The following is a 23,423-nucleotide window of genomic DNA, read 5'->3' as shown; positions in this document are numbered from 1 at the left end:
TCATGGTCTGAACGGTCCCGGGGATGACGGGGGGCTCTTGAGCGAGCCCCCCGTCAGGCCCGTCAGACCTCTTCGACGCTGCTCGGCTCGCGCCGGGACAGGTCGATACCGAGCTCCTCCGCCGCGCGGAAGACGTCCTCGTCGGTGTCGCGCATCTCGATGGACATGCCGTCCGAGGACAGCACCTCCACGTTGAGGCAGAGCGACTGCATTTCCTTGATGAGCACCTTGAAGGACTCGGGAATGCCCGGCTCGGGGATGTTCTCGCCCTTGACGATGGCCTCGTAGACCTTCACGCGGCCGGTGACGTCGTCGGACTTGATGGTCAGCAGCTCCTGGAGGGCGTAAGCGGCGCCATAAGCCTCGAGCGCCCACACCTCCATCTCACCGAAGCGCTGGCCACCGAACTGTGCCTTACCACCCAGCGGCTGCTGCGTGATCATCGAGTACGGACCGGTCGACCGAGCGTGGAGCTTGTCGTCGACCAGGTGGTGGAGCTTGAGGATGTACATGTACCCGATGGAGATCGGGTCCGGGAACGGCTCGCCGGAGCGGCCGTCGAACAGGCGCGCCTTACCGGACGGGAGGACCAGGCGGTCACCGTCGCGGTTCGGGATGGTGTGCTCGAACAGGCCGGCGAGCTCATCCTCGCGGGCACCGTCGAACACGGGGGTGGCGACGTTGGTACCGGGCTCGACGCGGTCGGCCCCGATGACCTTCAGACGCTCGGCCCACTCCTCGCCGAGCCCGGAGACGTCCCAGCCGCGGCTGGCGAGCCAGCCGAGGTGGATCTCCAGGACCTGTCCCGGGTTCATTCGGGACGGGACACCCAGCGGGTTCAGGATGATGTCGACCGGCGTGCCGTCCTCAAGGAAGGGCATGTCCTCGATCGGAAGGATCTTGGAGATGACACCCTTGTTGCCGTGACGGCCGGCGAGCTTGTCACCATCGGTGATCTTGCGCTTCTGGGCGACGTAGACGCGGACCAGCTGGTTCACGCCCGGAGGAAGCTCGTCGCCCTCCTCGCGGTCGAAGACGCGGACACCGATGACCTTGCCGATCTCACCGTGAGGGACCTTGAGCGAGGTGTCACGCACCTCGCGGGCCTTCTCACCGAAGATCGCACGGAGCAGGCGCTCCTCCGGGGTCAGCTCGGTCTCACCCTTGGGCGTGACCTTGCCGACCAGGATGTCGCCGGCGACGACGTCCGCACCGATGCGGATGATGCCGCGCTCGTCGAGGTCGGCGAGGACCTCCTCGGAGACGTTCGGGATGTCCCGGGTGATCTCCTCGGGGCCCAGCTTGGTGTCACGGGCGTCGACCTCGTGCTCCTCGATGTGGATCGAGGAGAGGACGTCGTCCTGCACGAGGCGCTGCGACAGGATGATCGCGTCCTCGTAGTTGTGACCTTCCCACGGCATGAACGCGACGAGCAGGTTCTTGCCGAGGGCCATTTCGCCCTCTTCGGTCGCGGGACCGTCGGCGAGGACCTGGGACTCGATGATCCGGTCGCCCTCGTTGACGATGACCTTCTGGTTGACCGAGGTGCCCTGGTTCGAGCGGGAGAACTTGGCGACGCGGTACGTGGTGTACGTGCCGTCGTCGTTGGCGACGGTGATGTAGTCGGCCGAGACCTCCTGGACGACACCGTCCTTCTCCGCACGGATCGAGTCACCGGCGTCGACCGCACAGCGGTACTCCATGCCGGTGCCCACCAGCGGGGCCTCCGCCTTGATGAGCGGAACGGCCTGGCGCATCATGTTCGCGCCCATGAGGGCACGGTTGGCGTCGTCGTGCTCCAGGAAGGGGATCATCGCGGTCGCGACGGACACCATCTGGCGCGGGGAGACGTCCATGTAGTCGACGTCGTCGCCGGCGATGTAGTCGATCTCGCCGCCACGACGGCGCACCAGCACGCGGTTCTCGGTGAAGCGCATGTCCTCGGACAGGCCGGCGTTGGCCTGGGCGATGACGAAGCGGTCTTCCTCGTCGGCCGTCAGGTAGTCGACCTCGTCGGTGACGACACCGTCGATGACCTTGCGGTACGGGGTCTCGACGAAACCGAACGCGTTGACGCGACCGTAGGAGGCGAGCGAGCCGATCAGACCGATGTTCGGGCCTTCAGGGGTCTCGATCGGGCACATGCGGCCGTAGTGCGACGGGTGGACGTCACGGACCTCGAAGCCGGCCCGCTCACGGGACAGACCGCCGGGGCCCAGCGCCGACAGGCGGCGCTTGTGGGTCAGGCCCGAGAGCGGGTTGTTCTGGTCCATGAACTGCGACAGCTGGCTGGTGCCGAAGAACTCCTTGATGGAGGCGACGACCGGCCGGATGTTGATCAGGGTCTGCGGCGTGATGGCCTCGACGTCCTGGGTCGTCATGCGCTCGCGGACGACGCGCTCCATACGAGCCAGACCCGTGCGGACCTGGTTCTGGATGAGCTCGCCGACGTTGCGCAGACGACGGTTGCCGAAGTGGTCGATGTCATCGGTCTCGACCACGATCGAACGGCCGGACTCGCCGGTCGTCTCGGTCTCGCCGGCGTGCAGCTTGACCAGGTACTTGATCGTCGCGATGACGTCGTCGGTGGTGAGCACACCGGCGTCGAGCGGCTCGTCGGCGCCGAGCTTCTTGTTCACCTTGTAGCGGCCGACCTTGGCGAGGTCGTAGCGCTTCGGGTTGAAGTAGAGGTTCTCGAGCAGCGTCTGAGCGGCCTCGCGGGTCGGCGGTTCGCCCGGACGCAGCTTGCGGTAGATGTCGAGCAGCGCGTCGTCCTGACCCTGGGTGTGGTCCTTCTCCAGGGTGGCGCGCATGGACTCGTACTCGCCGAACTCCTCGAGGATCTGCTCGGTGGTCCAGCCGAGAGCCTTCAGGAGGACGGTGACGGACTGCTTGCGCTTGCGGTCGATGCGGACACCGACCATGTCGCGCTTGTCGATCTCCATCTCCAGCCAGGCACCCCGGGACGGGATGATCTTGGCGGAGAAGATGTCCTTGTCGGACGTCTTGTCGATGGAGGAGTCGAAGTAGACACCAGGGGAGCGGACAAGCTGCGACACGACGACACGCTCGGTGCCGTTGATGACGAAGGTGCCCTTGTTGGTCATGAGCGGGAAGTCGCCCATGAAGACCGTCTGAGACTTGATCTCTCCGGTCTCGTTGTTCGTGAACTCGGCGGTGACGAACAGCGGAGCCGCGTACGTGAAGTCGCGCTCCTTGCACTCGTCGACAGAGTTCTTCGCCGGCTCGAAACGGTGGTCGCGGAAGGTCAGCGACATCGACCCGGAGAAGTCCTCGATCGGCGAGATCTCCTCGAAGATCTCTTCCAGACCGGACTTGGTGGGGACGTCCTGTCCACTCTCAAGCGCCGACTCGACGCGAGACTTCCAGGCGGCATTGCCGAGAAGCCAGTCAAAGCTCTCGGTCTGCAGCGCCAGGAGGTTCGGAACCTCGAGGGGCTCCTTGATCTTTGCAAAGGAGATGCGCAGCGGGGCGGTGCTGGCACCGTTGTTCGTATTGGTCGAGGCGTTGCGCGAGGCGGCCAAGAGGGGGTCCTTCCGAGGGCTCGGACTCACTACGCGCGTACCGGTCCCAGCAGACACAGAAGACAAGCCCCCCGAATCCAACCGAAAAGGCCAGGTCAGGGCGGGTCAATCAAGTGTGCTCAAGCGTGGGCATGTCCCTGGCGACGGGCAGGGGACAGCTAACAGGCAGCGCAAAGGGTCAGTGTAGCCACTCGGCTCACTGATGTCCAGACCAGGTTTCCGGAAACCGGCAACAGGCCTTCCCCATGTCGTTCAACCAACACTGTGTCCAACGCTGCGGCGCCCGTACACGTGCACAGAGCGCGTATCAGTACTGCCCTCTTCGTAGTCGATCCATGCCTCGGATCCCGGATCCAGGTGGTCGACCTCTCGACGGGACTGAGAATTGCGCGCCGCGTCCCGTTCGTCAAGGCCCCCTGCTCCGAGCGGATCATCTTCGGACCCTGCGTCGGAGCAACGATGATCACCCTACTCCCCAACGGGACCAGGGCAAGTCAGGCACTACGGGTACGCCAAAGGGCGACCACCCTTACGGGTGATCGCCCTTGGTTGAGGCCCTGGAGGGCCTCAGAGGTGTTACTTGACCTCGACAGCCGCGCCGGCAGCCTTGAGGGCCTCGGCGGCCTTGTCAGCGGCCTCCTTGGCGACCTTCTCGAGGACCGGCTTCGGGGCGCCGTCCACGAGGTCCTTGGCCTCCTTCAGACCCAGGGAGGTCAGCTCGCGCACGACCTTGATGACCTGGATCTTCTTGTCGCCGGCACCGGTGAGGATGACGTCGAACTCGTCCTGCTCCTCGACGGCGTCGGCAACGGCGCCCGGGCCGGCCGGACCGGCAACGGCGACGGCCGCGGCGGCGGTGACGTCGAACTTCTCCTCGAAGGCCTTAACGAACTCGGAGAGCTCGATGAGGGTCATCTCCTCGAACTGGGCGAGGAGGTCGTCCTGAGAGAGCTTCGCCATGATGGGCGATCCTTCCACTAATTCGGCAGGTGCCGGATGTATATAGAGGCGGGCGTAACGGCCCGCTACGACCCACGCACTAGGCGGCGCGGATCAGTGCGCGAGCCGAATTACTCGGCACCGCCCTGCTCGGCGAGCTTGACGCGAAGCGCTTCCGCGGTGCGGACGAACTTCGACGGCAGCGCCTGGAAGAGCGAGGCAGCCTGAGACTGCTTGCCCTTGAACGCGCCGGCCAGCTTGCTGAGCAGAACCTCGCGGGACTCGAGGTCCGCAAGCTTCTTGATCTCATCGGCGGTGAGCGCCTTACCATCAAGGACACCCGCCTTGATGATGAGGTTCGGGTTGTCCTTGGCGAAGTCACGCAGGCTCTTCGCCGACTCCACCGGGTCACCGGTGATGAAGGCGACCGCGGTCGGACCAGCGAAGTGCTCGTCCAGCGCGGTGATCCCGGCCTGGTTGGCCGCAATCTTGGTCAGCGTGTTCTTCACCACGGCGTACTGGGCGTTCTCACCAAGGGAGCGACGCAGCGTCTTGAGCTGCGCGACGGTGAGACCCCGGTACTCGGTCAGCACGGCGGCGTTCGAGCTCTGGAACGCGTCCTTGAGCTCGGCTACCGATGCAGCCTTGTTGGGCGTCGGCATGGTGCGTTCGCCTCCTTCCGGGTGATGAGGACCGCTCAGAAGGGGCTAAACAAGAAACGCCCCGGCGCAGGCGCCAGGGCGTGGCTCAACCGGAACGAATTCCGGGAACCTTCCACAGTCACCTACGCGGGTCGTCCGCATTCAACGGATCCTTCGGCCACCGAACCCTTGCGGGCACGGCAACGACCAGCGGTCTTTGGCTTCTGGGGAAGACTACGTGAAGGGGTGCAGCCGAGGCAAATCGCCTCAGGAGCTGAGGTCCAGGCCGCCCAGTCCGGCGTCCCGGAGCGTCTTGTCGGCCTCCTTCAGGTCCTCGTCGGCCTGCTTGAGCTTGCGGTCGGTCTCCTTCATCACGTCGTCGAACGAGACCACCTGGTCGGCCGGCGGGGCCTCGACGGCCGCGGCCTTGCCGAATTCGGAGAACGTGGCCGTGGTCTTCGTCGTGTCCTTGCCGTCCGCGCTCACGATCTCCGCGCGCACCGGGTACCCGTCCTTGCCGATCCACAGGTCCACCTCGACGGTGGTGAGGTGCTTCACGGATTCGTGCAGGTACTGGCGGTTCGCCTCCTGCATGACCTTGGTGGACTCGTCCGCCTTGAGTAGGTCCGCGGTGGTGAGGCTGGCCTTGTAGTGCTCGGCGTCGATGCCCTCGGCCGTCTTCTCGGCGCCTACGTGCGCGGCCTTCTCCTGGCCCAGCAGCATGGCGAGGTACTCGGCCGGGTCGTCGTTGAGCCGGACCCCGGCCTTGCCGTCCTTGGCCAGGTCCATGCTCATCCAGGTCTTGCCCATCAGCGGCTCGCCCATGGCGGTGTAGACCATGTCGCCGATCATGACCGAGCGGGTGTCGGGCTTCTCGCTCTTCAGGACCACGTCATGACTGGACGGGTACCAGCCCTTGGTGCCGGACTGGCCGCTGGTCTTGCCGTCGCCCTTGGCGATCGACAGCTCCGCCTTGGCGAACTTCGCGGCCACCGTCTTCAGGTAGGACGCCTTCACCGCCTCCACGGGCGAGTGCGCCTGCTCGGCGGCGGCCTTGCCCCCGTCGGCCTTGCCGGTGCCCCCGTCGGCCTTGTCGCCACCGCAGGCCGTGAGGCCACCCACGAGCAGTGCGGTGCCCGCCACTGCGATACCGGCCCGGGTCCGGACAGCCTTGTTCATCTGGTCTCCCCCATGTGTGGATCTCCGTACGGCCCCATGGCCCTACGCGAAGATCTCGAGTCCCCGCATCCATGACGAAACCGGGCCTCCGGGCTCCCGGAAGGGGAGACGGACGGCCCGGTCTCGGGCGTGCGCGGGGCGTGGTCAGGCGCCGCCCGCTCCGCCCGAGTCCTTCATCATCTCGCCCAGGTCCATGACCTGGTCGGCCGGCGGCGCGGCGATCTCTACCGGCTTGTTGATGTCCTTGAACTTGATGGTGACGTCCATCGAGCCCGAGGTGCCCTGACCCTGGGTGCGGACCTGCTTGGCCTGGTCGGCCTCGTCGATCCAGATGTCCATGGTCAGGCTCTTGATGCCCTGCTCCTCAAGCGTCTTGAGGTTCTTCTCCTGGCGCTCCTTGGCCGCGGGGGTCGAGGAGGCACTGTGGGCCTTCAGCTCGTCGAGCGTGAGGGTGCCGGCGAGGTGCGTCGTCTTCTGCCCGTCGATGGTCTCCTCGCCGACCTTCTTGAGGTCCTTGGCGGCGCTCAGGCTGTCGGCCGCGTCGCCAGGGTTCTGGCCCTGCTGGGAGGAGCCGAGCGAGTCCAGCTCCTTGGCCTGCTCCGGGGCCAGGGCCTTCAGGTCGAACTTCAGCCACTTGCCGTCGCTGCCCATGTACATGGCGCCGTCGATCAGGCGGATCTCCACCTTCTCGCCCGGCTTCTCGGGCGAGTCCATCTTCATCGACATGGCCGTCGTGGGCTTGATCCGCATGGCGGCTTCGGCCACGATGTTCTGCCCCGCGGCCTGGCCGGACATGGTGAAGCTGAGGGAGGTGATCTCCTCGGACTTCTTCTTCGTCTTCTCCAGGTACGCCACCGGGGCGGCCTCCGCAGGCTTCTTCGCTGCCTGGGACGGGGCGGCGGACGCCCCGCTGTCCTTCTTCGCGTCCTTCCCGTCCTCACACGCAGTGGCGCCTCCTGCGAGCAGGAGGGCGGCCAGGACGGCGCCGACGGTCTTCTTGCGGTATACGCTCATGTGTTCCCCACCCCGGGTACGCAAGGCAGCGGTACGCCTCAGGCGGTCTTTCCTGTGGCGCTGCCAGCACTGACTGTACGTCTCACCGCTGACAGTAATCGCACAGGGTTCGCACAGGAAACGAAAAACGGGCCCGCCGCCCCCCGGGAAGGGGGCGACGGGCCCGTTCGGCAGATCAGTGAGCCGTCGGGCTCAGCTCGATCAGACGGCAGCCGGGTCTTCCTCGACGAGGAGGTTCCGGGTGCGGTTCGGGTCCAGCTGGATGCCGGGGCCCATGGTGGTGCTGAGGGCGGCCTTCTTGATGTAGCGGCCCTTCGCGGCGGACGGCTTCAGACGAAGGATCTCGTCCAGGGCCGCGCCGTAGTTCTCGACCAGCTTGTCATCGGAGAAGGAGACCTTGCCGATGATGAAGTGCAGGTTCGAGTGCTTGTCGACGCGGAACTCGATCTTGCCACCCTTGATCTCGGTGACAGCCTTCGCGACGTCCATCGTGACGGTGCCGGTCTTCGGGTTCGGCATCAGGCCACGGGGACCGAGCACGCGGCCGAGGCGGCCGACCTTGCCCATGAGGTCCGGGGTGGCCACAACGGCGTCGAACTCGTTCAGGCGGTTGCCCTTGGCGATCTCGTTGATCAGCTCGTCGTCGCCGACAATGTCGGCGCCGGCGGCTTCCGCGGCCGCAGCACGGTCACCGGTCGCGAAGACCAGGACCCGGGCGGTCTTGCCGGTGCCGTGCGGGAGGTTCACGGTGCCGCGGACCATCTGGTCGGCCTTGCGCGGGTCGACACCCAGGCGGAAGGCGACCTCGACGGTGCCGTCGAACTTGGTCGTGGAGGTCTCCTTGGCGAGACGGACGGCCTCGAGCGGGGCGTACAGCTTCTCCCGGTCGACCTTGGCGTCCGCAGCGCGGAGAGTCTTGCTGCGCTTCACTTCTGCTCCTGTTTTTTGGCTTCAGGCATGGAGTCGTGGTGCGGACCAGCGCTTGGTCCTACCACTGATGGTGCTGGGGTTGGCTGGATCAGCCTTCGACGGTGACGCCCATCGAACGCGCGGTGCCGGCAATGATCTTGACGGCGGCGTCGATGTCGTTGGCGTTCAGGTCGGGCATCTTCAGCTCGGCGATCTCCTTGACCTGGGCAGCCGTGAGCTTGGCGACCTTGGTCTTGTGGGGCTCGCCGGAGCCCTTCTCGATGCCCGCGTGCTTCAGGATGAGGCGCGCGGCCGGCGGAGTCTTGGTGATGAAGGTGAAGGAACGGTCGTCGTAGACCGTGATCTCCACCGGCACGACCATGCCACGCTGCGACTCGGTCGCGGCGTTGTAGGCCTTGCAGAACTCCATGATGTTGACGCCGTGCTGACCGAGCGCGGGGCCGACCGGCGGAGCCGGGTTGGCCGCACCGGCCTTGATCTGGAGCTTGATAAGCCCCGTGACCTTCTTCTTCTTGGGAGGCATTGCTCTCTCCGGGTCCTAGTGAGAGTTTTCAGCCGCCCATCCGGTCATCCGGATGGAGGCATACCGCACCACGATAACGGGTATCGGTGCGGGGCTAAAAACCGAGCAGGTCAGACCGCCCTTCACGGGGCGATCTGACCTGTCCGGAAGCTGTCGCTCAGAAGATCAGTTCTTCTGGATCTGGTCGAAGCTGAGCTCGACCGGGGTCTCGCGGCCGAAGATCTCGACGAGGCCCTTGACCTTCTTCGAGTCGGGGTTGATCTCGTTGATGGTCGCCTGCAGCGTCGCGAACGGGCCGTCGGTGACGGTGACCGAGTCGCCGACCTCGAAGTCCAGGACCTCGATGGTGCGCTTGACGGCGGGCGCGGGCAGACCGGCCTCTTCCGCGGCGGCCTTGGCGGCCTTCTCCTGCGCCTCCGGGGCGAGCATCTTGACGATCTCGTCCAGGGTCAGCGGGTACGGGTCGTACGCGTTGCCGACGAAGCCGGTGACGCCAGGCGTGTTGCGGACGACGCCCCAGGACTCGTTCGTCAGATCCATGCGGACGAGAACGTAACCGGGCAGCTTGTTCTGCCGGACGTTCTTGCGCTCGCCGTTCTTGATCTGGACGATCTCTTCCTCGGGCACCTCGGCCTGGTAGATGAACTCCTCGACGTTCAGCGAGACGGCGCGCTGCTCCAGGTTGGCCTTCACGCGCTTCTCGTAGCCGGCGTAGGTGTGGATCACGTACCACTCGCCGGGGAGCAGGCGCAGCTCCTCGCGCAGGGCCTGGATGGGGTCGACGGGCTCGGCGGGCTCGACCGGAGCGGCCTCTTCGGCCTCTTCCTCGTCGGCCTCGACGTCGTCAGCAGCCTCTTCGGCCTCGACGTCGGCGTCGACCTCAGCGTCGTCCTCGTCCTCGTCCTCGTCGGACTCGACGTGCAGCGCGGCCTCTTCGGCGGCGACACCCGCCTCTGCGTCGGCGAGCTCGGCCTCGTCGGGGTCCACAGCGTCTGCCGCCTCGACGATGTCGAGCTCGTCCTCGACGGACTCGACGGAGTCGTGGCTCGCGTTCAGGTTCGGGTCAGACACGGTGGCTGCTTCTTCCTGGATACAAAAGGTGGTGGAACATGCGAAAACGGGCGACACCATCAAGGCGCCGCCCCCCGCGGGGATCAGCCGAAGACGAACTTGATGGCTTTTTCGAACCCAAAGTCAATCACGGTCACCAGACCGATCATGATGATCACGAAGACAATCACCACGGTGGTGTACGTCGTGAGCTGGTTGCGAGTCGGCCAGACAACCTTGCGGAGTTCCGCGACGATCTGGCGGTAGAAGAGCGCGAGTCGACCCAGAGGACCCTTCTTGCCGCGCTTACCGCCCTTGCGGGCCTTCTTCTCGCGCGTCTCGTCCTCGGCGTCAGGCATGTCGATGGAGCCCAGGGCGTCCGTCACGTCTCTCACCTGAATCCGGGTCGTGGCCGTACCGCGCCCGGTTGCGCCGTACGGCGTTGCATCTAAGTACGTACCTGCGCACACACGTCCGACATGGAGTGTGGAGCAGGGCCGGAGGGACTCGAACCCCCAACCGCTGGTTTTGGAGACCAGTGCTCTACCAATTGAGCTACGACCCTTTGCGTCCCCCAACCTACCGCATCCGAGCGAGTGCACGGAGTGCTCGCGCTCTGCAGCGGCTGGTGAGGTCCAACGACAGGTGAGTGTACGTGAACCGCGCCCTGACGTCGAACAGCGCCCGCCCTGACATGCGTCGGTCCGTTGACTGAAACGGTGTGCGGCGCTTCTTTGCCGTCTGGGACGATTGCTCGTATGACCTCTGCAACGCCTTCCTCCGAGCGCCGGGTGTCCGCCCGTATCGGCGCCATTTCCGAGTCCGCCACCCTCGCCGTGGACGCCAAGGCCAAGGCCCTCAAGGCCGCCGGGCGCCCGGTGATCGGCTTCGGCGCGGGCGAGCCCGACTTCCCGACCCCGGACTACATCGTCGAGGCTGCGGTCGAGGCCTGCCGCAACCCCAAGTACCACCGCTACACGCCGGCCGGCGGCCTGCCCGAGCTGAAGACCGCCATCGCCGCCAAGACGCTGCGCGACTCCGGCTACGAGGTCGACGCCTCGCAGGTCCTGGTGACCAACGGCGGCAAGCAGGCGATCTACGAGGCCTTCGCCGCCGTCCTGGACCCGGGTGACGAGGTCATCGTCCCGGCTCCGTACTGGACCACCTACCCGGAGTCCATCCGTCTCGCCGGCGGCGTCCCGGTCGAGGTCGTCGCCGACGAGACCACCGGCTACCGCGTCTCCGTCGAGCAGCTGGAGGCCGCGCGCACCGAGCGCACCAAGGTCGTCCTGTTCGTCTCCCCGTCCAACCCGACCGGCTCGGTCTACAGCGAGGCCGACGCGAAGGCGATCGGCGAGTGGGCCGCCGAGCACGGCCTGTGGGTGCTCACGGACGAGATCTACGAGCACCTCGTCTACGGCGAGGCGAAGTTCACCTCGCTGCCGGTCCTGGTTCCGGCCCTGCGCGACAAGTGCATCATCGTCAACGGCGTCGCCAAGACGTACGCGATGACCGGCTGGCGCGTGGGCTGGGTCATCGCCCCGCAGGACGTCATCAAGGCGGCGACCAACCTGCAGTCGCACGCCACCTCCAACGTCTCCAACGTGGCCCAGGTCGCCGCGCTGGCCGCCGTCTCGGGCAACCTCGACGCGGTCGCGGAGATGCGCAAGGCCTTCGACCGCCGCCGCCAGACGATGGTGAAGATGCTCAACGAGATCGACGGGGTCTTCTGCCCGACCCCCGAGGGCGCGTTCTACGCGTACCCGTCGGTCAAGGAGCTCATCGGCAAGGAGATCCGCGGCAAGCGCCCGCAGAGCTCCGTCGAGCTCGCCGCCCTGATCCTGGACGAGGTCGAGGTCGCGGTCGTCCCGGGCGAGGCCTTCGGCACCCCCGGCTACCTGCGCCTGTCCTACGCCCTGGGCGACGAGGACCTGGTGGAGGGCGTGTCCCGCATCCAGAAGCTCCTGGCGGAGGCCAAGGCCTAGAGCGGCCCGCAGCCAGAACCTGAGCGGCGTCTCCCCTGTACGGGGCGGCGCCGCTCAGGCATATCCCTCCCGCCCCCACCATCCAGCCCCGCCAGGGGGCACCTCCCAGCGGTAGCTGGGGGAGATTGAGGCGCGTGCCGGGCGGCGCCCGGAAGGCCCCCGCGCAGCGGCTCCGGCCCCCGCTCACGCGTTCGCGCAAGCCCCCGATCGGTAAAACCCCCTCCCGCCGAGCGCAGCAGTACGGCAGGATCACCAGATGGAGCACGCACGCGATCTCACGCTTCTGCCCAAGGCCCACCTCCACCTGCACTTCACCGGGTCGATGCGGCCGTCGACCCTGCTGGAGCTCGCCGACAAGTACGGCGTGCGCCTCCCCGACGCCCTCACGGCCGGGGAGCCGCCCAAGCTCCGCGCCACCGACGAGCGCGGCTGGTTCCGCTTCCAGCGGCTCTACGACGCCGCCCGCTCCTGCCTGCGCGAGCCCGACGACATCCGGCGCCTGGTCCGCGAAGCCGCGGAGGAGGACGTACGGGACGGCAGCGGGTGGCTGGAGATCCAAGTGGATCCCACCTCCTACGCCCCCCTGCTCGGCGGGATGATCCCGGCCGTCGAGATCATCCTCGATGCCGTCGACGCGGCCTCCCGCGAGACCGGCCTCGGCATGCGGGTCCTCATCGCCGCCAACCGCATGAAGCACCCCCTCGACGCCCGCACCCTCGCCCGGCTCGCCGTCCGCTACGCCGACCGCGGCATCGTCGGCTTCGGTCTCTCCAACGACGAGCGCCGCGGCATGGCCCGCGACTTCGACCGGGCCTTCGCCATCGCCCGCGAGGGCGGCCTCCTCGCCGCACCGCACGGCGGCGAACTCACCGGCCCATCCTCCGTCCGCGACTGCCTCGACGACCTGCACGCCTCCCGCATCGGGCACGGGGTCCGGGCCGCCGAGGATCCCCGGCTGCTCAAGCGGCTCGCCGACCGGCAGATCACCTGCGAGGTCTGCCCGGCCTCCAACGTCGCCCTCGGGGTCTACGAGCGGCCCGAGGACGTCCCGCTGCGCACCCTCTTCGAGGCCGGGGTCCCCATGGCGCTGGGCGCCGACGACCCGCTGCTCTTCGGGTCCCGGCTCGCGGCCCAGTACGAGATCGCCCGCCGCCACCACGCCTTCACGGACGCGGAACTGGCCGAGCTGGCACGCCAGTCGGTGCGCGGCAGCGCGGCGCCCGACGACGTGCAGGCGAAGCTGCTGGCGGGAATCGACCACTGGCTCACCGGGTGAGCCGCAAATCCCCCTCGTAGCAGTCGGCGCGCACCCGGCCGCCGTCCAGGAAGCCGATCTCCAGGTGGGTGCGGCCCTGCTCGGGCAGGGCGAACTCGGCGACCGAGGCGACGGTCTCGCCGAGGTGCCGCAGGAAGGGGTGGTCGCCGAGGTCCTCGCCGACCTCGATGCGGCCCCATTCCCCCATGTCGTAGGCCGCGTGGGGGGTGGCGGACTCGACGATGAGGCATTGGTCGGATCCGGTGGTGATCCGGATCGTGTCGCCGATGCTGTCGATCAGCCAGACGTCGAGGGGCGCCTCGGAACGTTCGCCGTCACTGATGTGCCAGGACGCGACGACTCGGCTGAGCGTGCGCCCCACGAGACGGGTGGGGTCCGTACCGGCCCCGTGCAGGGGACAGAGCATGGGCGGCCGGGGCTCCTCAGATGCTGACGCCGACCGTCACCGGCTCGTTGACCAGGGTGACGCCGAAGGCCGCGTGGACGCCCGCGACGACCTCGCGGGCCAGGGCGAGGAGGTCCTCTGTGGTGGCCTCGCCGCGGTTGGTGAGGGCGAGGGTGTGCTTGGTGGAGATGCGCGCCGGGCCGGTGCCGTAGCCCTTGGTGAAACCGGCCTTGTCGATCAGCCAGGCCGCGCTGGTCTTCGTACGGCCGTCGCCGGCGGGGTACGCGGGCGGCGGGGCGGTGTCGGGGCCGAGGCGGTCCTGGACGCGGGTGAGGAAGGCCGCGTAGGCCTCGTCGGTCAGGATCGGGTTGTGGAAGAAGGAGCCGGCCGACCAGGTGTCGTGGTCGGCGGGGTCGAGGACCATGCCCTTGCCGGCGCGCAGGCGCAGCACCGTCTCGCGGGCGGTGGCGGCGGGGACCCGGTCGCCGGCTTCGACGCCGAGGGCGCGGGCGGTCTCGGGGTACTTGATCGGCGCGGACAGGCCGCCGGCGTCCTCCAGGGCGAAGCGCACGCGCAGGACGACGTAGCGGTCGGGCTGGTCCTTGAAGGTGCTGTTGCGGTAACGGAAGGCGCACTCGGCAGCGCCCAGGGTGACCGTTTCTCCGGTGGTGCGGTCGTAGGCGACGACCTCGGTGATGGTGTCGCAGACTTCCTGGCCGTACGCACCGACGTTCTGGATGGGGGTGGCGCCGGCCGAGCCGGGGACCCCCGCGAGGCACTCGATGCCGGCGAGGCCGGCCTCGACGGTGCGGGCGACGGCGTCGCTCCAGTTCTCGCCCGCGGCGAGTTCCAGGGTGGTTCCGTCGAGGGTGAAGCCGGTGGTCGCGATGCGCAGGGCGGTTCCGTCGAAGCCCCGGTCGCCGATGACCAGGTTGCTGCCGCCACCGATGACCAGGAGCGGGGTGCCGCTCTCGTCCGCGGCGCGCACGGTGGCGACGACCTCGGCGTCGGTGGTCGCGGTGACCAGGCGGGCGGCGGGACCACCGAGACGGAAGGTGGTCAGCGGGGCGAGGGGGGCATCGTGGAGTTCCTGCACGTGGACAAGAGTACGGTCCGTGCCCCTCGCATCCCTGCGGGGCCACGGACCGTACTCGTTCGTCCCCCCTGCCGGCGGGCTCAGTAGTCCGTCTTCTGCTCGGCGAGGCGGCGTTCGGCCTCGGCCCAACCGAGGGGGAGCTCGTCGGCCCGCACGGTCCAGTAGGTGAAGGCCGATTCCTTCATGTACGCGCTGGCGGCGCGGGAGCTGGAGCGGTGGGGCTCGCTGCGGGCGAAGCGATAGAGCGCGTCCCGGTCCTCCCACGCGGAGAGGGTGAGGAAGGTGCGGCTGAAGATGCGGGCGCGCAGGGCGACGCCGTGGGCACCGGGGGCCTTGCGGATCTGGAGGATGATGCCGGGCGCCTTGAGGAAGAACTTGACGGCGCCGGCGAGCGTGGCGGTCTCGAAGCGGGAGGCCATGACGTAGACCTCGGAGTCGGGGGCGGCCTGGGTGGGCGTGGACCAGGGCATGTCGGGCATGCGGGCGGCTCTCCTTGGATGTAGGGGCGGTCGGGGCGGTCGGAGTCGGGTGCGGGTGCGGGTGCGGGTGCGGGTGCGGGTGCGGGTGGGGTCAGCCGGCAGCGGGGACCTTGTCCGGGACGGCGGCGGGCCGGACCTCGGGAGCCTGGGCGGCCTTGTCCTTGCCGGGCACCAACAGGGCCAGTGCGGCGGCGAGGGCGACCGCGCCGCCGCCGATCCACAGGGCGGGGATGGTGCCGTCGGTGAAGGCCTGCGGGGACTCGTAGCCGCCCTGGGCGGAGAAGACCGAGGCCAGGACCGCGACGCCGAGGGCTCCGCCGACCTCGCGCAGCGCGTTGTTGGCGCCGGAGGCCTTGCCCTGGTCGGCCGGGGCGACGGTGGACATCAGGACGTTGGCGGCGGGGGCGAAGTAGAGGGCCATGCCGATCCCGCTGAGGATCAGCGGCGGGAGCTGGGCCGCGTACGAGACGTCCGCACTCAGGATCGCCGCGAACCAGCCGAGACCGAGGGCCTGGAAGGCGAGCCCGGCGGCGACGACGGGACGGCCGCCGATGCGGTCGGAGAGGATCCCGGCCAGCGGGGCGACGATCATCGGCATTCCGGTCCAGGGGAGCATGCGCAGTCCGGCTTCGGTGGGCGAGTAACCGGCGACGCCCTGGAGGAACTGGCTGAGCAGGAAGATCGAGCCGAACATGCCGAGGTACATCAGCAGGCTGGCCAGGTTGATCCCGAGGAAGCCGCGGTCACGGAAGAGCCGCATGGGGAGCATGGGGTTGGCGTTGTTGAAGCCGTGGTGGATGAAACCGCCGACGAGCGCGGAGCCGACGATCAGGCCGGTCAGGACGGGGGTGCTGGTCCAGCCCTCGGAGTTGGCGTTGACCAGGGCGTAGACGATGCCGAAGAGGCCGCCGCTGATGAGCAGGGTGCCCGGGACGTCGAGGCGCGCGCCGGGGGCGGTGGACTCGGCGAGGCGCAGGCGGGCGAGCGGGATCAGGGCCAGGCCTATCGGCACGTTGAGCCAGAAGATCCACTGCCAGGAGATGTGCTCGGTGAGGCTGCCGCCGATGAGGGGGCCACTGGCGACGGCGAGGCCGGTGACGGCCCCGTAGATCCCGAGGGCCACGCCGCGGCGGGCGGCCGGAACGGCGGCGGTGAGCAGGGTGAGCGTGAGCGGCATCATGATCGCTGCGCCGACGCCCTGCACGGCGCGGGCGGCGATGAGCGCGTCGATGCCGGTCGAGAGGGCGGCTGCGGCGGAGGCGCCGGTGAAGACCGTGAGGCCGACGATGAACAGCCGTCGGCGGCCGAAGCGGTCCCCGAGGGCGGCGCCGAACATCAGGAGGACGGCGAAGGTGAGCGTGTACGCGTTCACCGTCCACTCCAGGTCCTCCAGCTTGCCGCCGAGGTCCTCGCGGATGGCGGGGAGGGCGGTGGTGACGACCAGGTTGTCGAGCGCGGCCATGAAGCTGGCCACGCCGGTGAGGACGAGGGCCCAGACGGCGGGCCCGCGGAGCTTGGTGTCCTTGGCGTCTTGCGTGTGCACGGTTTCCCCCTGCAGTTTGTTAGTTATCACTGACTAACTTTCGTGGCCACGAAAAGGCGCGCGAGCAGATCCCGCGCGCCGTCACTTCTCCAGACGCCCCTCGGCACCCGCCGACGGATACAGCCCCTCCCAAACCCGGTGCCCGGGCGGGAAGCCCATGGCGGCGAGGGTGTTGATCAGCATTCCGTACGCCATGAAGGCCGTGGCCTCGCGGACGTCCCCACCGAAGGGCACGTGGACCGTGTCCCAGAGCTCCATCCAGCCCTTGCGCACGAGCTCGCCGAGCTCGCGGTCCCCGGCCGCCTCGGCGGCGGCGACGCTGACGTACATCTGGAGCTGCATCTGGAGCTTGTCGGGGTCCTCGGCGATCAGCCGGGTGTAGGCGTTCGCCATCGCCTGCGTGGCCTCCTCCCCTTGCAGCCCTTCGGCGGCGGCGGCGAAGAGGTCGCGCGTCTCCATCAGGCAGCGCTCGGCGGCCGCCAGGAAGATCGCCTGCTTGCTGGGGAAGAGCCGGAAGAGGTACGGCTGCGAAACCCCCACCCGCTTGGCGATCGCCTCGGTCGAGGTCCCGTAGTAACCGCCGCGCGCGAACTCGTGCACCGCAGCACGGATGACGCTCTCACGCCGCTCATCTGCACTCATCCTGACCATGCGGGTAAGTTAGTGCTCAATCACTAACTATGTCAAGGGGTGGGGAGCGGGGTGGGCGGGGGCGGGGACTGCGGGGCGGGGACTGCGGGGCGGGGGTTTGGTAGGCGGAAGCCAACCAGGCGCAACGGGGGCTTCGGTAAGCCGGGGGCCACCCGGCCGGTATCAGAGTTGCGTATGGGGTTTTCCCGTCAGTCCGATCGTCTCCGTGTCGGGCCGGTCCCCCGAAGCCCCCGCCCCGCCACCCGACCCCGGCCAGCCGAGCGGCCCCCACCACCCGACCGCACCACCCGACTCCGCCCCGCCCGACCCCGCCCCGCCCCGCGAAAAGGGCGGAGGCACCGTCCTGGTGCCCCCGCCCCGCTCGCTTCGCGCCGTCGGCTCAGGCCAGTTCGACCACCGCGCGGGACATGCCCAGGACCTTCTGGCCCGCGCTCATGGCCGTCAGGTCGACCCGGACCCGGTTGTCGTCCAGCTTCGCGGCGACCTTCGCGGTGACCTCGATCAGCCCGCCCTGGTCGTCGTTGGGGACCACGACCGGCCTGGTGAAGCGCACGCCGTACTCGACCACCGCGCCCGGGTCGCCGACCCAGTCGGTGACCACGCGGATCGCCTCGGCCATGGTGAACATGCCGTGCGCGATCACGTCCGGCAGTCCGACCTCCTTGGCGAACTTCTCGTTCCAGTGGATCGGGTTGAAGTCGCCCGAGGCGCCCGCGTACTGGACGAGCGTGGCGCGCGTCACGGGGAAGGACGCCGCCGGCAGCTCGGTGCCGACCTCAACCTCGGCGTACTGGATCTGCGCTGCCATGTCAGGCCTCCTTGGGGGCGCGGGAGACGAGCTTCGTCCACGCCGTCACCACGTGCTCGCCGGTCTCGTCGTGGACCTCGCCGCGGATGTCGATGACGTCATTGCCCGCGAGCGACTTCACGGACTCGATGGTGGAGACCACCGACAGCCGGTCACCGGCTCGCACCGGACGGGAGTACGCGAACTTCTGGTCACCGTGCACGACGCGGCTGTAGTCCAGTCCCAGCTGCGGGTCCTCGACGACCTGGCCGGCGGCCTTGAAAGTGATCGCAAACACAAAAGTCGGCGGAGCGATCACATCGGGGTAGCCGTACGACTTCGCGGCTTCGGGGTCGCTGTAGACGGGATTGGTGTCACCCACCGCAGCCGCGAATTCGCGGATCTTCTCCCGGCCGACCTCGTACGGATCGGTGGGCGGGTAGCTCCGCCCCACGAAGGACTGGTCGAGAGCCATGACTCACTACCTCCTGTTGAAGGGACACGAATGACGAAACAACAAAGACAACAACGGGCGCGGAAACGACACGAGGCCGCCCCCAATGAAGGGGACGACCTCATGACGGTGCCTGTTATTCGAGACTTCGCTGGGGTCAGCGGGTCTCGCGGTGCGCGGTGTGCGAGTTGCAGCGCGGGCAGTGCTTCTTCATCTCAAGACGGTCCGGGTTGTTACGCCGGTTCTTCTTGGTGATGTAGTTCCGCTCCTTGCACTCCACGCAGGCCAGCGTGATCTTCGGGCGGACGTCGGTGGCAGCCACGTGAGTGCTCCTTGACGGACTATGGGACGGATGAACGCATAAAAGAGTAGCCGATCGGGAGACCGACCCCGCAATCGGCTACTGTGTGTAGCGGCGACCGGACTTGAACCGGTGACACAGCGATTATGAGCCGCTTGCTCTACCGACTGAGCTACGCCGCTTTGATGTGATCAGCTCCCCACCCGAGGGTGGGGAACCTCTCTCACCAGAGCCCCAATGCGGAATCGAACCGCAGACCTTCTCCTTACCATGGAGACGCTCTACCGACTGAGCTATTGGGGCGAGCGAGGAAGACATTACACGGTTGCCCGCCGATCGCCCAAATCCTTTGCGGGGGCTGGGCTCCGACGGACTTCGCGAGCCGCCCCCGATCAACCCGCCGATCACTTCCACCCCACATTTCGGGCGGATTGTGGGCGGGCTCACACCCGGGTGCCCGCCGATCGGAGCCCCGGAGCCCGTCGGGGCGCACACGCGGGCGCTCCGGCGCGTGGCACCACACCGGTACGACTATTGCGCTCTTCCGCGAAGCGGGGCGCGCCGCACCCTAGGCTCGGAACACGCTGCGTGATCTTGGGCCGCGGGCCACGGCTCCAGGAACCGCCCGAGCCACCGCAGGAGCGCGATGTCCGACAGCCAGCCGCAGCAGCCGTTCCAATCGCCCCGCAGCGGAAACGGCAACGCGGCCGCAGCCGAGGCCACCACCCTGCTGCTCACGGGCGCTCGCCTCACCGACGGCCGCACCGTCGACGTCCGCCTCGGGGGCGGCCGGATCCAGGCCGTCGGCACCACGGGCAGCCTCCCCTCGCCCACGCCGGCCCGGGTGGACCTGACCGGCTACCTGCTGCTCCCCGCCCCCGCCGAGCCGCACGCCCACGGGGACACCGCGCTGACTGCCGACGCCGAGGGGCCCGTCTCCTACGCCCCCGACGAGGTCCAGCGCCGGGCTACCGAATCCGCCCTGCTCCAGCTCGGCCACGGCGCCACCGCGGTCCGCTCGCACGTCCGCATCGGCGACGTGCACGGCCTCGCCCCCATGGAAGCCGTGCTCCAGGCCCGCCGCTCCCTGCGCGGGCTCGCCGACCTCACCGCCGTGGCCGTACCTCGGCTGCTGACCGGGGTGGCCGGTGCGGACGGGCTGGCCATGCTGCGGGACGCGGTCAAGATGGGCGCCTCCGTGATCGGCGGCTGCCCGGATCTGGACCCGGACCCGACGGGCTTCCTCGAAGCCGTCCTGGAACTCGCCGCCGAGCACGGCTGCCCCGTGGATCTGCACACCGACGGTGACGACCCGGGCCGCCTCGCCCGGCTCGCGGCGATGGCCGGCGGGCTGCGCCCCGGAGTGACCGTCGGCCCTTGTGGTGGCTTGTCCAGGCTCCCGCTGGACGCGGCCGCCCGCGCCGCCGACCAGCTGGCCGCGGCCGGTGTGCGGGTCACCTGCCTGCCCCAGGGCGACTGCGCGGCCCTGGAACGACGCGGCCTGCGCACCGCCCCCGTACGGCTCCTGCGGGCCGCCGGTGTGCGCGTGGCGGCCGGCAGTGGGGCGCTACGGGACGCCGGGAACCCGGTCGGGCGCGGCGACCCGCTGGAGGCCGCGTACCTGCTGGCCTCCCAGGGAGGGCTCCGGGCGGGCGAGGCGTACGAGTCCGTCAGCAGCTGCGCCCGCGAGGCCATGGGGCTGCCGGAGGTCCGCGTGGAGGCCGGTTTCCCGGCGGAGCTGCTCGCCGTGCGCGGCGACCGGATCGCGGGCGTGCTGTCCCTCGCCTACAGCCGGATCGTGATCCACCGCGGGCGCGTGGTAGCCCGTACGAGTGCCGTACGGGAGTACTGCGACTCCGCCGTCGCGGTGGCCCTGGACCTGCCCCGGCAGGGCCGTACGGAGACGGGGCCCTGAAGTTCGCCGTCCGCTCGCGGGCGTCGGCGCCCGGCTCGTCGTACGGTCGGGTCATGCGCATCGTCATCGCGGGTGGACACGGTCAGATCGCGCTGCGGCTGGAGCGCCTGCTCGCCGCGCGCGGGTACGAGGTCGCGGGCATCGTCCGTGACCCGGCACAGGGCGACGACCTGAGGCAGGCGGGCGCCGAGCCGGTGCTCTGCGATCTGGAATCGGCGTCGGTGGAGCATGTGGCGGGGATCCTGCAGGGCGCGGACGTGGCGGTGTTCGCGGCCGGTGCGGGCCCCGGCAGCGGGATCGGGCGGAAGGACACCGTGGACCGGGGCGCGGCGGTGCTGTTCGCCGATGCCGCCGAACGGGCGCGCGTACGGCGCTTCCTGATGGTCTCTTCGATGGGTGCGGACGCACACCACGGGGGTGAGGAGGTCTTTGACGCGTACCTGCGGGCCAAGGGCGAGGCCGATGACCACGTACGGACCCGTCTGGGCCTGGAGTGGACGGTACTGCGCCCCGGTTCGCTGATCGACGACGCCGGGACGGGCCTGGTCCGCCTGGAGGCGCAGACGGGCCGCGGGGCCGTCCCGCGCGACGATGTGGCGGCGGTGCTGGCCGAACTGATCGAGACCCCGGCGACGGCGGGCCTGACCCTGGAGCTGGTCTCCGGTTCGACGCCGGTCGACGTGGCCGTGAAGGACGTCGCGGGCAACTGAGGCCCGCGCCCCCGGTAGTCCGGGAGTCCGGTGGTCCGGCGCCGCGACGGTCCGGCGGTTCAGAACCCGGCGCTGACCTTGTCGTCGGACCGGCCGACGGAATCCTGTTGGTACCGGTCCTCGTACGCCTGCCGGATCCGTTCGATGCGCGTGCTGCGCTCGTCGGCTTCCTTCTCCGGGTAGAGCAGGACCACCTCGTACGAGGTCTCGCGGACGGTCTTGCCGTCCTGACCGCGCCACTGGCCGTACCCGTCGTGGAGGGTCAGTCCTTCGGGGAAGGCGGGGGTGATCTCCAGGTCCAGGAACCGCATGAACTCGCGTTCTTCGACCGGGTCGCGTCCGTCGGTCCGTTGGGTGCCGAAGTAGAGCCGGGTCTCCTGGTAGGGCTCCCCCACGTCCGTGTGGAGGGCCGCTCCCACCAGGGCCGGGATCCCAGCGCCGAGCAGGGCCGCGAGCACTCCGCCGCCGACCTTCCCGCGCGTGTCAGATGTCCATTTCACCCTCGGTGAACGAACGGGAGCGGCCGACGTTGCGGCCGTGGTCGGTGCGCCGTCGGGTGACGGCGGGAAGCCCGCCCGTCCGTGGTGGCGGGCGGGACGGGCTTCCGGTCGGTGCTGTGGTGCGGCCGTGCGCAGGTTGCGGCTACCAGTAGATGACTACGTAGCCGTCGCCGCCGTCCTTGCCCCGGGAGCCGGAGTTGCCGATGGCCCGGTTGGTGCCGCCGCCTCGGCCGCCGTCGCCGCCCACGGCCGTGCCGTCGGGGAGCTGGACGATGCCGTCCGCGGTACCGCCGCCGGTGCCGTCGGCGTTGCCCGGGTCACCGTTGTGGTTGACGCCGCCCGAGGAGCACGTTCCGGTGCCGCCCAGGCCGGGCGTGCCGGGCTCACCGGGACCGCGGTCCGCGGCGCCGCCGCCACCGCCACCACCGCCGCCGGTGGCGGTAAGGAGCACGGTGTTGCTCGATGCCACGGTCAGGGACGTGGTGGTGCCCGCAGTACCGGCAGTGCCGTTGGCGCCCGGCGCGCCGCCGAGGCCGTTGGCGCCTCCGGTGCCGACGTCCACGCCGTAGTCCGTCAGGGGGGTGACCGGGATGACGCACCAGGTGAAGCCGCCGCCACCGCCGCCACCGCCGTGGCCACCGGTGTTCCGCGCGGCTGCGGCGGCGTCCGTGTCTGCGGCTCCCTCGGCTCCGCCTGTCGCGTTGTTCGGGTTGTTGGGGTTGCCGCCGCCACCGTTGTTGCGCGCGGACCCACCGCCACCGCCGCCGCCACCGCCGGCGCCCCATGCCTGGACGAACACCGAGGTGACGCCCGGCGGCGGGGTGAAGGTGTTGTCCGAGGTGAACTGCCTCAGGCCGTGGATGATCAGGGGCGCGTGCTTCTTGTGCTTGTCGTGCTCCGAGAGCCCGTGCTTCTTGCCTTCGACGGAGTTCTCGTTGTGGTGACCCGTCGGCTTGGGCCCGTCCGCAGATGCGGCCGGAGCCAGCGCGATCAACTGGCCGGTGAGGGCCGCAGCGGCGGCGATGGAGGCGAGCAGAACCCGGGAGCGCCCCCGGGGCCGTTGAAGCGTCGCCGACTGATGGTTCAGGTTCATGGCTTCCTTACCCGCCGGCGCCGAGGGCTGCCGCGGGATGCGATGGGAGGGTTGCGTGCGTCACGCGCCGCCCATCCGATCCGGCCGCGGCCTCGCCGTGGCGCTGGCAGGGCCGGGGCTGTGGCCCAGTCAGGTGAGTAGTTCATCTGACCGGAGCAATTCGTGAAGGGGCCCCACCCTTCGCTCGCCCCGCATTCATGCCGCGGTTCGCCCGGTACGAAAGAACCCCCGCTCACTGTGATTCCACAGATGAACGGGGGTTCCACTCGCGTGGCGGCGCCAGGGTTCGAACCTGGGTAGGCTGAGCCGGCAGATTTACAGTCTGCTCCCTTTGGCCACTCGGGCACACCGCCAAGATTTGCTGCCATTTTTTCCGCCCTGCGGCGGCGCTCCCTGGCAACGACGTAAACGATACCTGATGACCGGG

At 69.0% G+C, this 23,423-nt stretch carries 23 protein-coding genes and 4 tRNA genes; 4 read left to right on the top strand and 23 right to left on the bottom strand.

What is annotated here, in order from left to right:
* Positions 1–62: 62 nt before the first annotated feature.
* The 10 genes from rpoB to ACIQK6_RS28275 form a co-directional block, all read right to left on the bottom strand.
* Positions 63–3,545 (bottom strand): DNA-directed RNA polymerase subunit beta, encoded by a 3,483-nt coding sequence (gene rpoB, locus ACIQK6_RS28320; RefSeq protein WP_030008451.1) that lies wholly within the window; start codon positions 3,543–3,545, stop codon positions 63–65.
* 576 nt (positions 3,546–4,121) lie between these two features.
* A complete protein-coding gene (gene rplL, locus ACIQK6_RS28315) occupies positions 4,122–4,505 on the bottom strand; it encodes a 50S ribosomal protein L7/L12 (RefSeq protein ID WP_189733380.1) in 384 nt (127 codons plus the stop codon).
* A 110-nt stretch (positions 4,506–4,615) separates the two neighbouring features.
* A complete protein-coding gene (rplJ, locus tag ACIQK6_RS28310) occupies positions 4,616–5,146 on the bottom strand; it encodes a 50S ribosomal protein L10 (RefSeq protein WP_030008449.1) in 531 nt (176 codons plus the stop codon).
* A gap of 246 nt (positions 5,147–5,392) precedes the next feature.
* Entirely contained in the window at positions 5,393–6,304 is a 912-nt protein-coding gene (locus ACIQK6_RS28305; protein ID WP_329099601.1) for a hypothetical protein, read from the bottom strand.
* A gap of 144 nt (positions 6,305–6,448) precedes the next feature.
* Entirely contained in the window at positions 6,449–7,318 is an 870-nt protein-coding gene (locus tag ACIQK6_RS28300) for an LppX_LprAFG lipoprotein (RefSeq protein ID WP_402695688.1), read from the bottom strand.
* Between the two features lie 201 nt (positions 7,319–7,519).
* Positions 7,520–8,248: a 50S ribosomal protein L1 gene (gene rplA / locus ACIQK6_RS28295; protein ID WP_030388881.1), complete on the bottom strand. Its 729-nt coding sequence runs from the start codon at positions 8,246–8,248 to the stop codon at positions 7,520–7,522.
* Positions 8,249–8,336: 88 nt separating this feature from the next.
* Entirely contained in the window at positions 8,337–8,771 is a 435-nt protein-coding gene (rplK, locus tag ACIQK6_RS28290; RefSeq protein WP_030008445.1) for a 50S ribosomal protein L11, read from the bottom strand.
* A 165-nt stretch (positions 8,772–8,936) separates the two neighbouring features.
* Positions 8,937–9,842 (bottom strand): transcription termination/antitermination protein NusG, encoded by a 906-nt coding sequence (gene nusG / locus ACIQK6_RS28285; RefSeq protein WP_329099603.1) that lies wholly within the window; start codon positions 9,840–9,842, stop codon positions 8,937–8,939.
* 83 nt (positions 9,843–9,925) lie between these two features.
* Positions 9,926–10,207: a preprotein translocase subunit SecE gene (secE, locus tag ACIQK6_RS28280; protein ID WP_189733391.1), complete on the bottom strand. Its 282-nt coding sequence runs from the start codon at positions 10,205–10,207 to the stop codon at positions 9,926–9,928.
* A gap of 106 nt (positions 10,208–10,313) precedes the next feature.
* A tRNA-Trp gene (locus tag ACIQK6_RS28275) sits at positions 10,314–10,386 on the bottom strand.
* A 193-nt stretch (positions 10,387–10,579) separates the two neighbouring features.
* Here ACIQK6_RS28275 and ACIQK6_RS28270 point away from each other — a divergent pair.
* Together ACIQK6_RS28270 and ACIQK6_RS28265 are read left to right on the top strand one after the other, a co-directional pair.
* Positions 10,580–11,806, top strand: coding sequence for a pyridoxal phosphate-dependent aminotransferase (locus tag ACIQK6_RS28270; RefSeq protein WP_402695687.1), 1,227 nt, complete (start codon positions 10,580–10,582; stop codon positions 11,804–11,806).
* Between the two features lie 256 nt (positions 11,807–12,062).
* Positions 12,063–13,082 carry an adenosine deaminase gene (locus ACIQK6_RS28265; RefSeq protein ID WP_161289589.1) on the top strand — a complete coding sequence of 340 codons (1,020 nt, stop codon included), beginning with the start codon at positions 12,063–12,065 and terminating at the stop codon, positions 13,080–13,082.
* Here the strand turns inward: ACIQK6_RS28265 and ACIQK6_RS28260 are convergent.
* The 10 genes from ACIQK6_RS28260 to ACIQK6_RS28215 all read right to left on the bottom strand — a co-directional run bounded on the left by ACIQK6_RS28260 (position 13,072) and on the right by ACIQK6_RS28215 (position 19,081).
* Positions 13,072–13,488: a hypothetical protein gene (locus tag ACIQK6_RS28260; RefSeq protein WP_030011236.1), complete on the bottom strand. Its 417-nt coding sequence runs from the start codon at positions 13,486–13,488 to the stop codon at positions 13,072–13,074. The two genes, ACIQK6_RS28265 and ACIQK6_RS28260, sit on opposite strands and share 11 nt — an antisense overlap.
* 16 nt (positions 13,489–13,504) lie before the next feature.
* Positions 13,505–14,647 carry a UDP-N-acetylmuramate dehydrogenase gene (locus ACIQK6_RS28255; protein WP_402695706.1) on the bottom strand — a complete coding sequence of 381 codons (1,143 nt, stop codon included), beginning with the start codon at positions 14,645–14,647 and terminating at the stop codon, positions 13,505–13,507.
* On the bottom strand, positions 14,644–15,042 hold the full coding sequence (locus tag ACIQK6_RS28250) for a DUF3291 domain-containing protein (RefSeq protein WP_329099605.1): 399 nt from the start codon (positions 15,040–15,042) through the stop codon (positions 14,644–14,646). Before ACIQK6_RS28250 ends, ACIQK6_RS28255 begins: the two co-directional genes overlap by 4 nt.
* 91 nt (positions 15,043–15,133) lie before the next feature.
* Complete coding sequence (locus ACIQK6_RS28245) at positions 15,134–16,585, bottom strand: MFS transporter (RefSeq protein ID WP_329099606.1); 1,452 nt, start codon at positions 16,583–16,585, stop codon at positions 15,134–15,136.
* A gap of 81 nt (positions 16,586–16,666) precedes the next feature.
* Complete coding sequence (locus ACIQK6_RS28240) at positions 16,667–17,236, bottom strand: helix-turn-helix domain-containing protein (protein ID WP_329099607.1); 570 nt, start codon at positions 17,234–17,236, stop codon at positions 16,667–16,669.
* A gap of 379 nt (positions 17,237–17,615) precedes the next feature.
* A complete protein-coding gene (locus ACIQK6_RS28235; protein ID WP_189733404.1) occupies positions 17,616–18,044 on the bottom strand; it encodes a MaoC family dehydratase in 429 nt (142 codons plus the stop codon).
* A gap of 1 nt (position 18,045) precedes the next feature.
* Positions 18,046–18,498 (bottom strand): MaoC family dehydratase N-terminal domain-containing protein, encoded by a 453-nt coding sequence (locus ACIQK6_RS28230; protein ID WP_402695686.1) that lies wholly within the window; start codon positions 18,496–18,498, stop codon positions 18,046–18,048.
* Positions 18,499–18,634: 136 nt separating this feature from the next.
* The gene (gene rpmG / locus ACIQK6_RS28225) at positions 18,635–18,799 is read right to left on the bottom strand and encodes a 50S ribosomal protein L33 (protein WP_003956487.1); all 165 of its coding nucleotides are present in this window, start codon (positions 18,797–18,799) and stop codon (positions 18,635–18,637) included.
* An 88-nt stretch (positions 18,800–18,887) separates the two neighbouring features.
* Positions 18,888–18,960: transfer RNA gene (locus ACIQK6_RS28220), tRNA-Met, on the bottom strand.
* A gap of 48 nt (positions 18,961–19,008) precedes the next feature.
* Positions 19,009–19,081, bottom strand: a tRNA-Thr gene (locus ACIQK6_RS28215).
* Positions 19,082–19,424: 343 nt separating this feature from the next.
* On the opposite strand from ACIQK6_RS28215, the gene ACIQK6_RS28210 reads away from it, so the two are divergent.
* The gene (locus ACIQK6_RS28210) at positions 19,425–20,693 is read left to right on the top strand and encodes an amidohydrolase family protein (RefSeq protein WP_329099608.1); all 1,269 of its coding nucleotides are present in this window, start codon (positions 19,425–19,427) and stop codon (positions 20,691–20,693) included.
* A 53-nt stretch (positions 20,694–20,746) separates the two neighbouring features.
* Entirely contained in the window at positions 20,747–21,403 is a 657-nt protein-coding gene (locus ACIQK6_RS28205) for an SDR family oxidoreductase (protein ID WP_329099609.1), read from the top strand.
* Positions 21,404–21,462: 59 nt separating this feature from the next.
* Here ACIQK6_RS28205 and ACIQK6_RS28200 read toward each other — a convergent pair whose 3' ends face one another.
* The 3 genes from ACIQK6_RS28200 to ACIQK6_RS28190 form a co-directional block, all read right to left on the bottom strand.
* Positions 21,463–21,903 (bottom strand): DUF3574 domain-containing protein, encoded by a 441-nt coding sequence (locus tag ACIQK6_RS28200; RefSeq protein WP_329099610.1) that lies wholly within the window; start codon positions 21,901–21,903, stop codon positions 21,463–21,465.
* A gap of 142 nt (positions 21,904–22,045) precedes the next feature.
* A complete protein-coding gene (locus ACIQK6_RS28195; protein WP_329099611.1) occupies positions 22,046–22,996 on the bottom strand; it encodes a hypothetical protein in 951 nt (316 codons plus the stop codon).
* Between the two features lie 271 nt (positions 22,997–23,267).
* Positions 23,268–23,349: transfer RNA gene (locus ACIQK6_RS28190), tRNA-Tyr, on the bottom strand.
* Positions 23,350–23,423 lie beyond the last annotated feature (74 nt).

The organism is Streptomyces sp. NPDC091682 (genome assembly GCF_044756625.1).
Classification (GTDB): domain Bacteria; phylum Actinomycetota; class Actinomycetes; order Streptomycetales; family Streptomycetaceae; genus Streptomyces.
Note: the sequence above shows the minus strand (reverse complement) of the source record. Positions and strands in the feature narration are given on the sequence as shown.

What these genes read in the sequence shown, in the direction of transcription:
- rplL (WP_189733380.1), bottom strand. Translation starts at nt 4,505, where the DNA reads ATGGCGAAGCTCTCTCAGGACGACCTCCTCGCCCAGTTCGAGGAGATG.
- rplJ (WP_030008449.1), bottom strand. Translation starts at nt 5,146, where the DNA reads ATGCCGACGCCCAACAAGGCTGCATCGGTAGCCGAGCTCAAGGACGCG.
- ACIQK6_RS28305 (WP_329099601.1), bottom strand. Translation starts at nt 6,304, where the DNA reads ATGAACAAGGCTGTCCGGACCCGGGCCGGTATCGCAGTGGCGGGCACC.
- ACIQK6_RS28300 (WP_402695688.1), bottom strand. Translation starts at nt 7,318, where the DNA reads ATGAGCGTATACCGCAAGAAGACCGTCGGCGCCGTCCTGGCCGCCCTC.
- rplK (WP_030008445.1), bottom strand. Translation starts at nt 8,771, where the DNA reads ATGCCTCCCAAGAAGAAGAAGGTCACGGGGCTTATCAAGCTCCAGATC.
- ACIQK6_RS28270 (WP_402695687.1), top strand. Translation starts at nt 10,580, where the DNA reads ATGACCTCTGCAACGCCTTCCTCCGAGCGCCGGGTGTCCGCCCGTATC.
- ACIQK6_RS28265 (WP_161289589.1), top strand. Translation starts at nt 12,063, where the DNA reads ATGGAGCACGCACGCGATCTCACGCTTCTGCCCAAGGCCCACCTCCAC.
- ACIQK6_RS28260 (WP_030011236.1), bottom strand. Translation starts at nt 13,488, where the DNA reads ATGCTCTGTCCCCTGCACGGGGCCGGTACGGACCCCACCCGTCTCGTG.
- ACIQK6_RS28250 (WP_329099605.1), bottom strand. Translation starts at nt 15,042, where the DNA reads ATGCCCGACATGCCCTGGTCCACGCCCACCCAGGCCGCCCCCGACTCC.
- ACIQK6_RS28240 (WP_329099607.1), bottom strand. Translation starts at nt 17,236, where the DNA reads ATGGTCAGGATGAGTGCAGATGAGCGGCGTGAGAGCGTCATCCGTGCT.
- ACIQK6_RS28235 (WP_189733404.1), bottom strand. Translation starts at nt 18,044, where the DNA reads ATGGCAGCGCAGATCCAGTACGCCGAGGTTGAGGTCGGCACCGAGCTG.
- ACIQK6_RS28230 (WP_402695686.1), bottom strand. Translation starts at nt 18,498, where the DNA reads ATGGCTCTCGACCAGTCCTTCGTGGGGCGGAGCTACCCGCCCACCGAT.
- ACIQK6_RS28210 (WP_329099608.1), top strand. Translation starts at nt 19,425, where the DNA reads ATGTCCGACAGCCAGCCGCAGCAGCCGTTCCAATCGCCCCGCAGCGGA.
- ACIQK6_RS28205 (WP_329099609.1), top strand. Translation starts at nt 20,747, where the DNA reads ATGCGCATCGTCATCGCGGGTGGACACGGTCAGATCGCGCTGCGGCTG.
- ACIQK6_RS28195 (WP_329099611.1), bottom strand. Translation starts at nt 22,996, where the DNA reads ATGAACCTGAACCATCAGTCGGCGACGCTTCAACGGCCCCGGGGGCGC.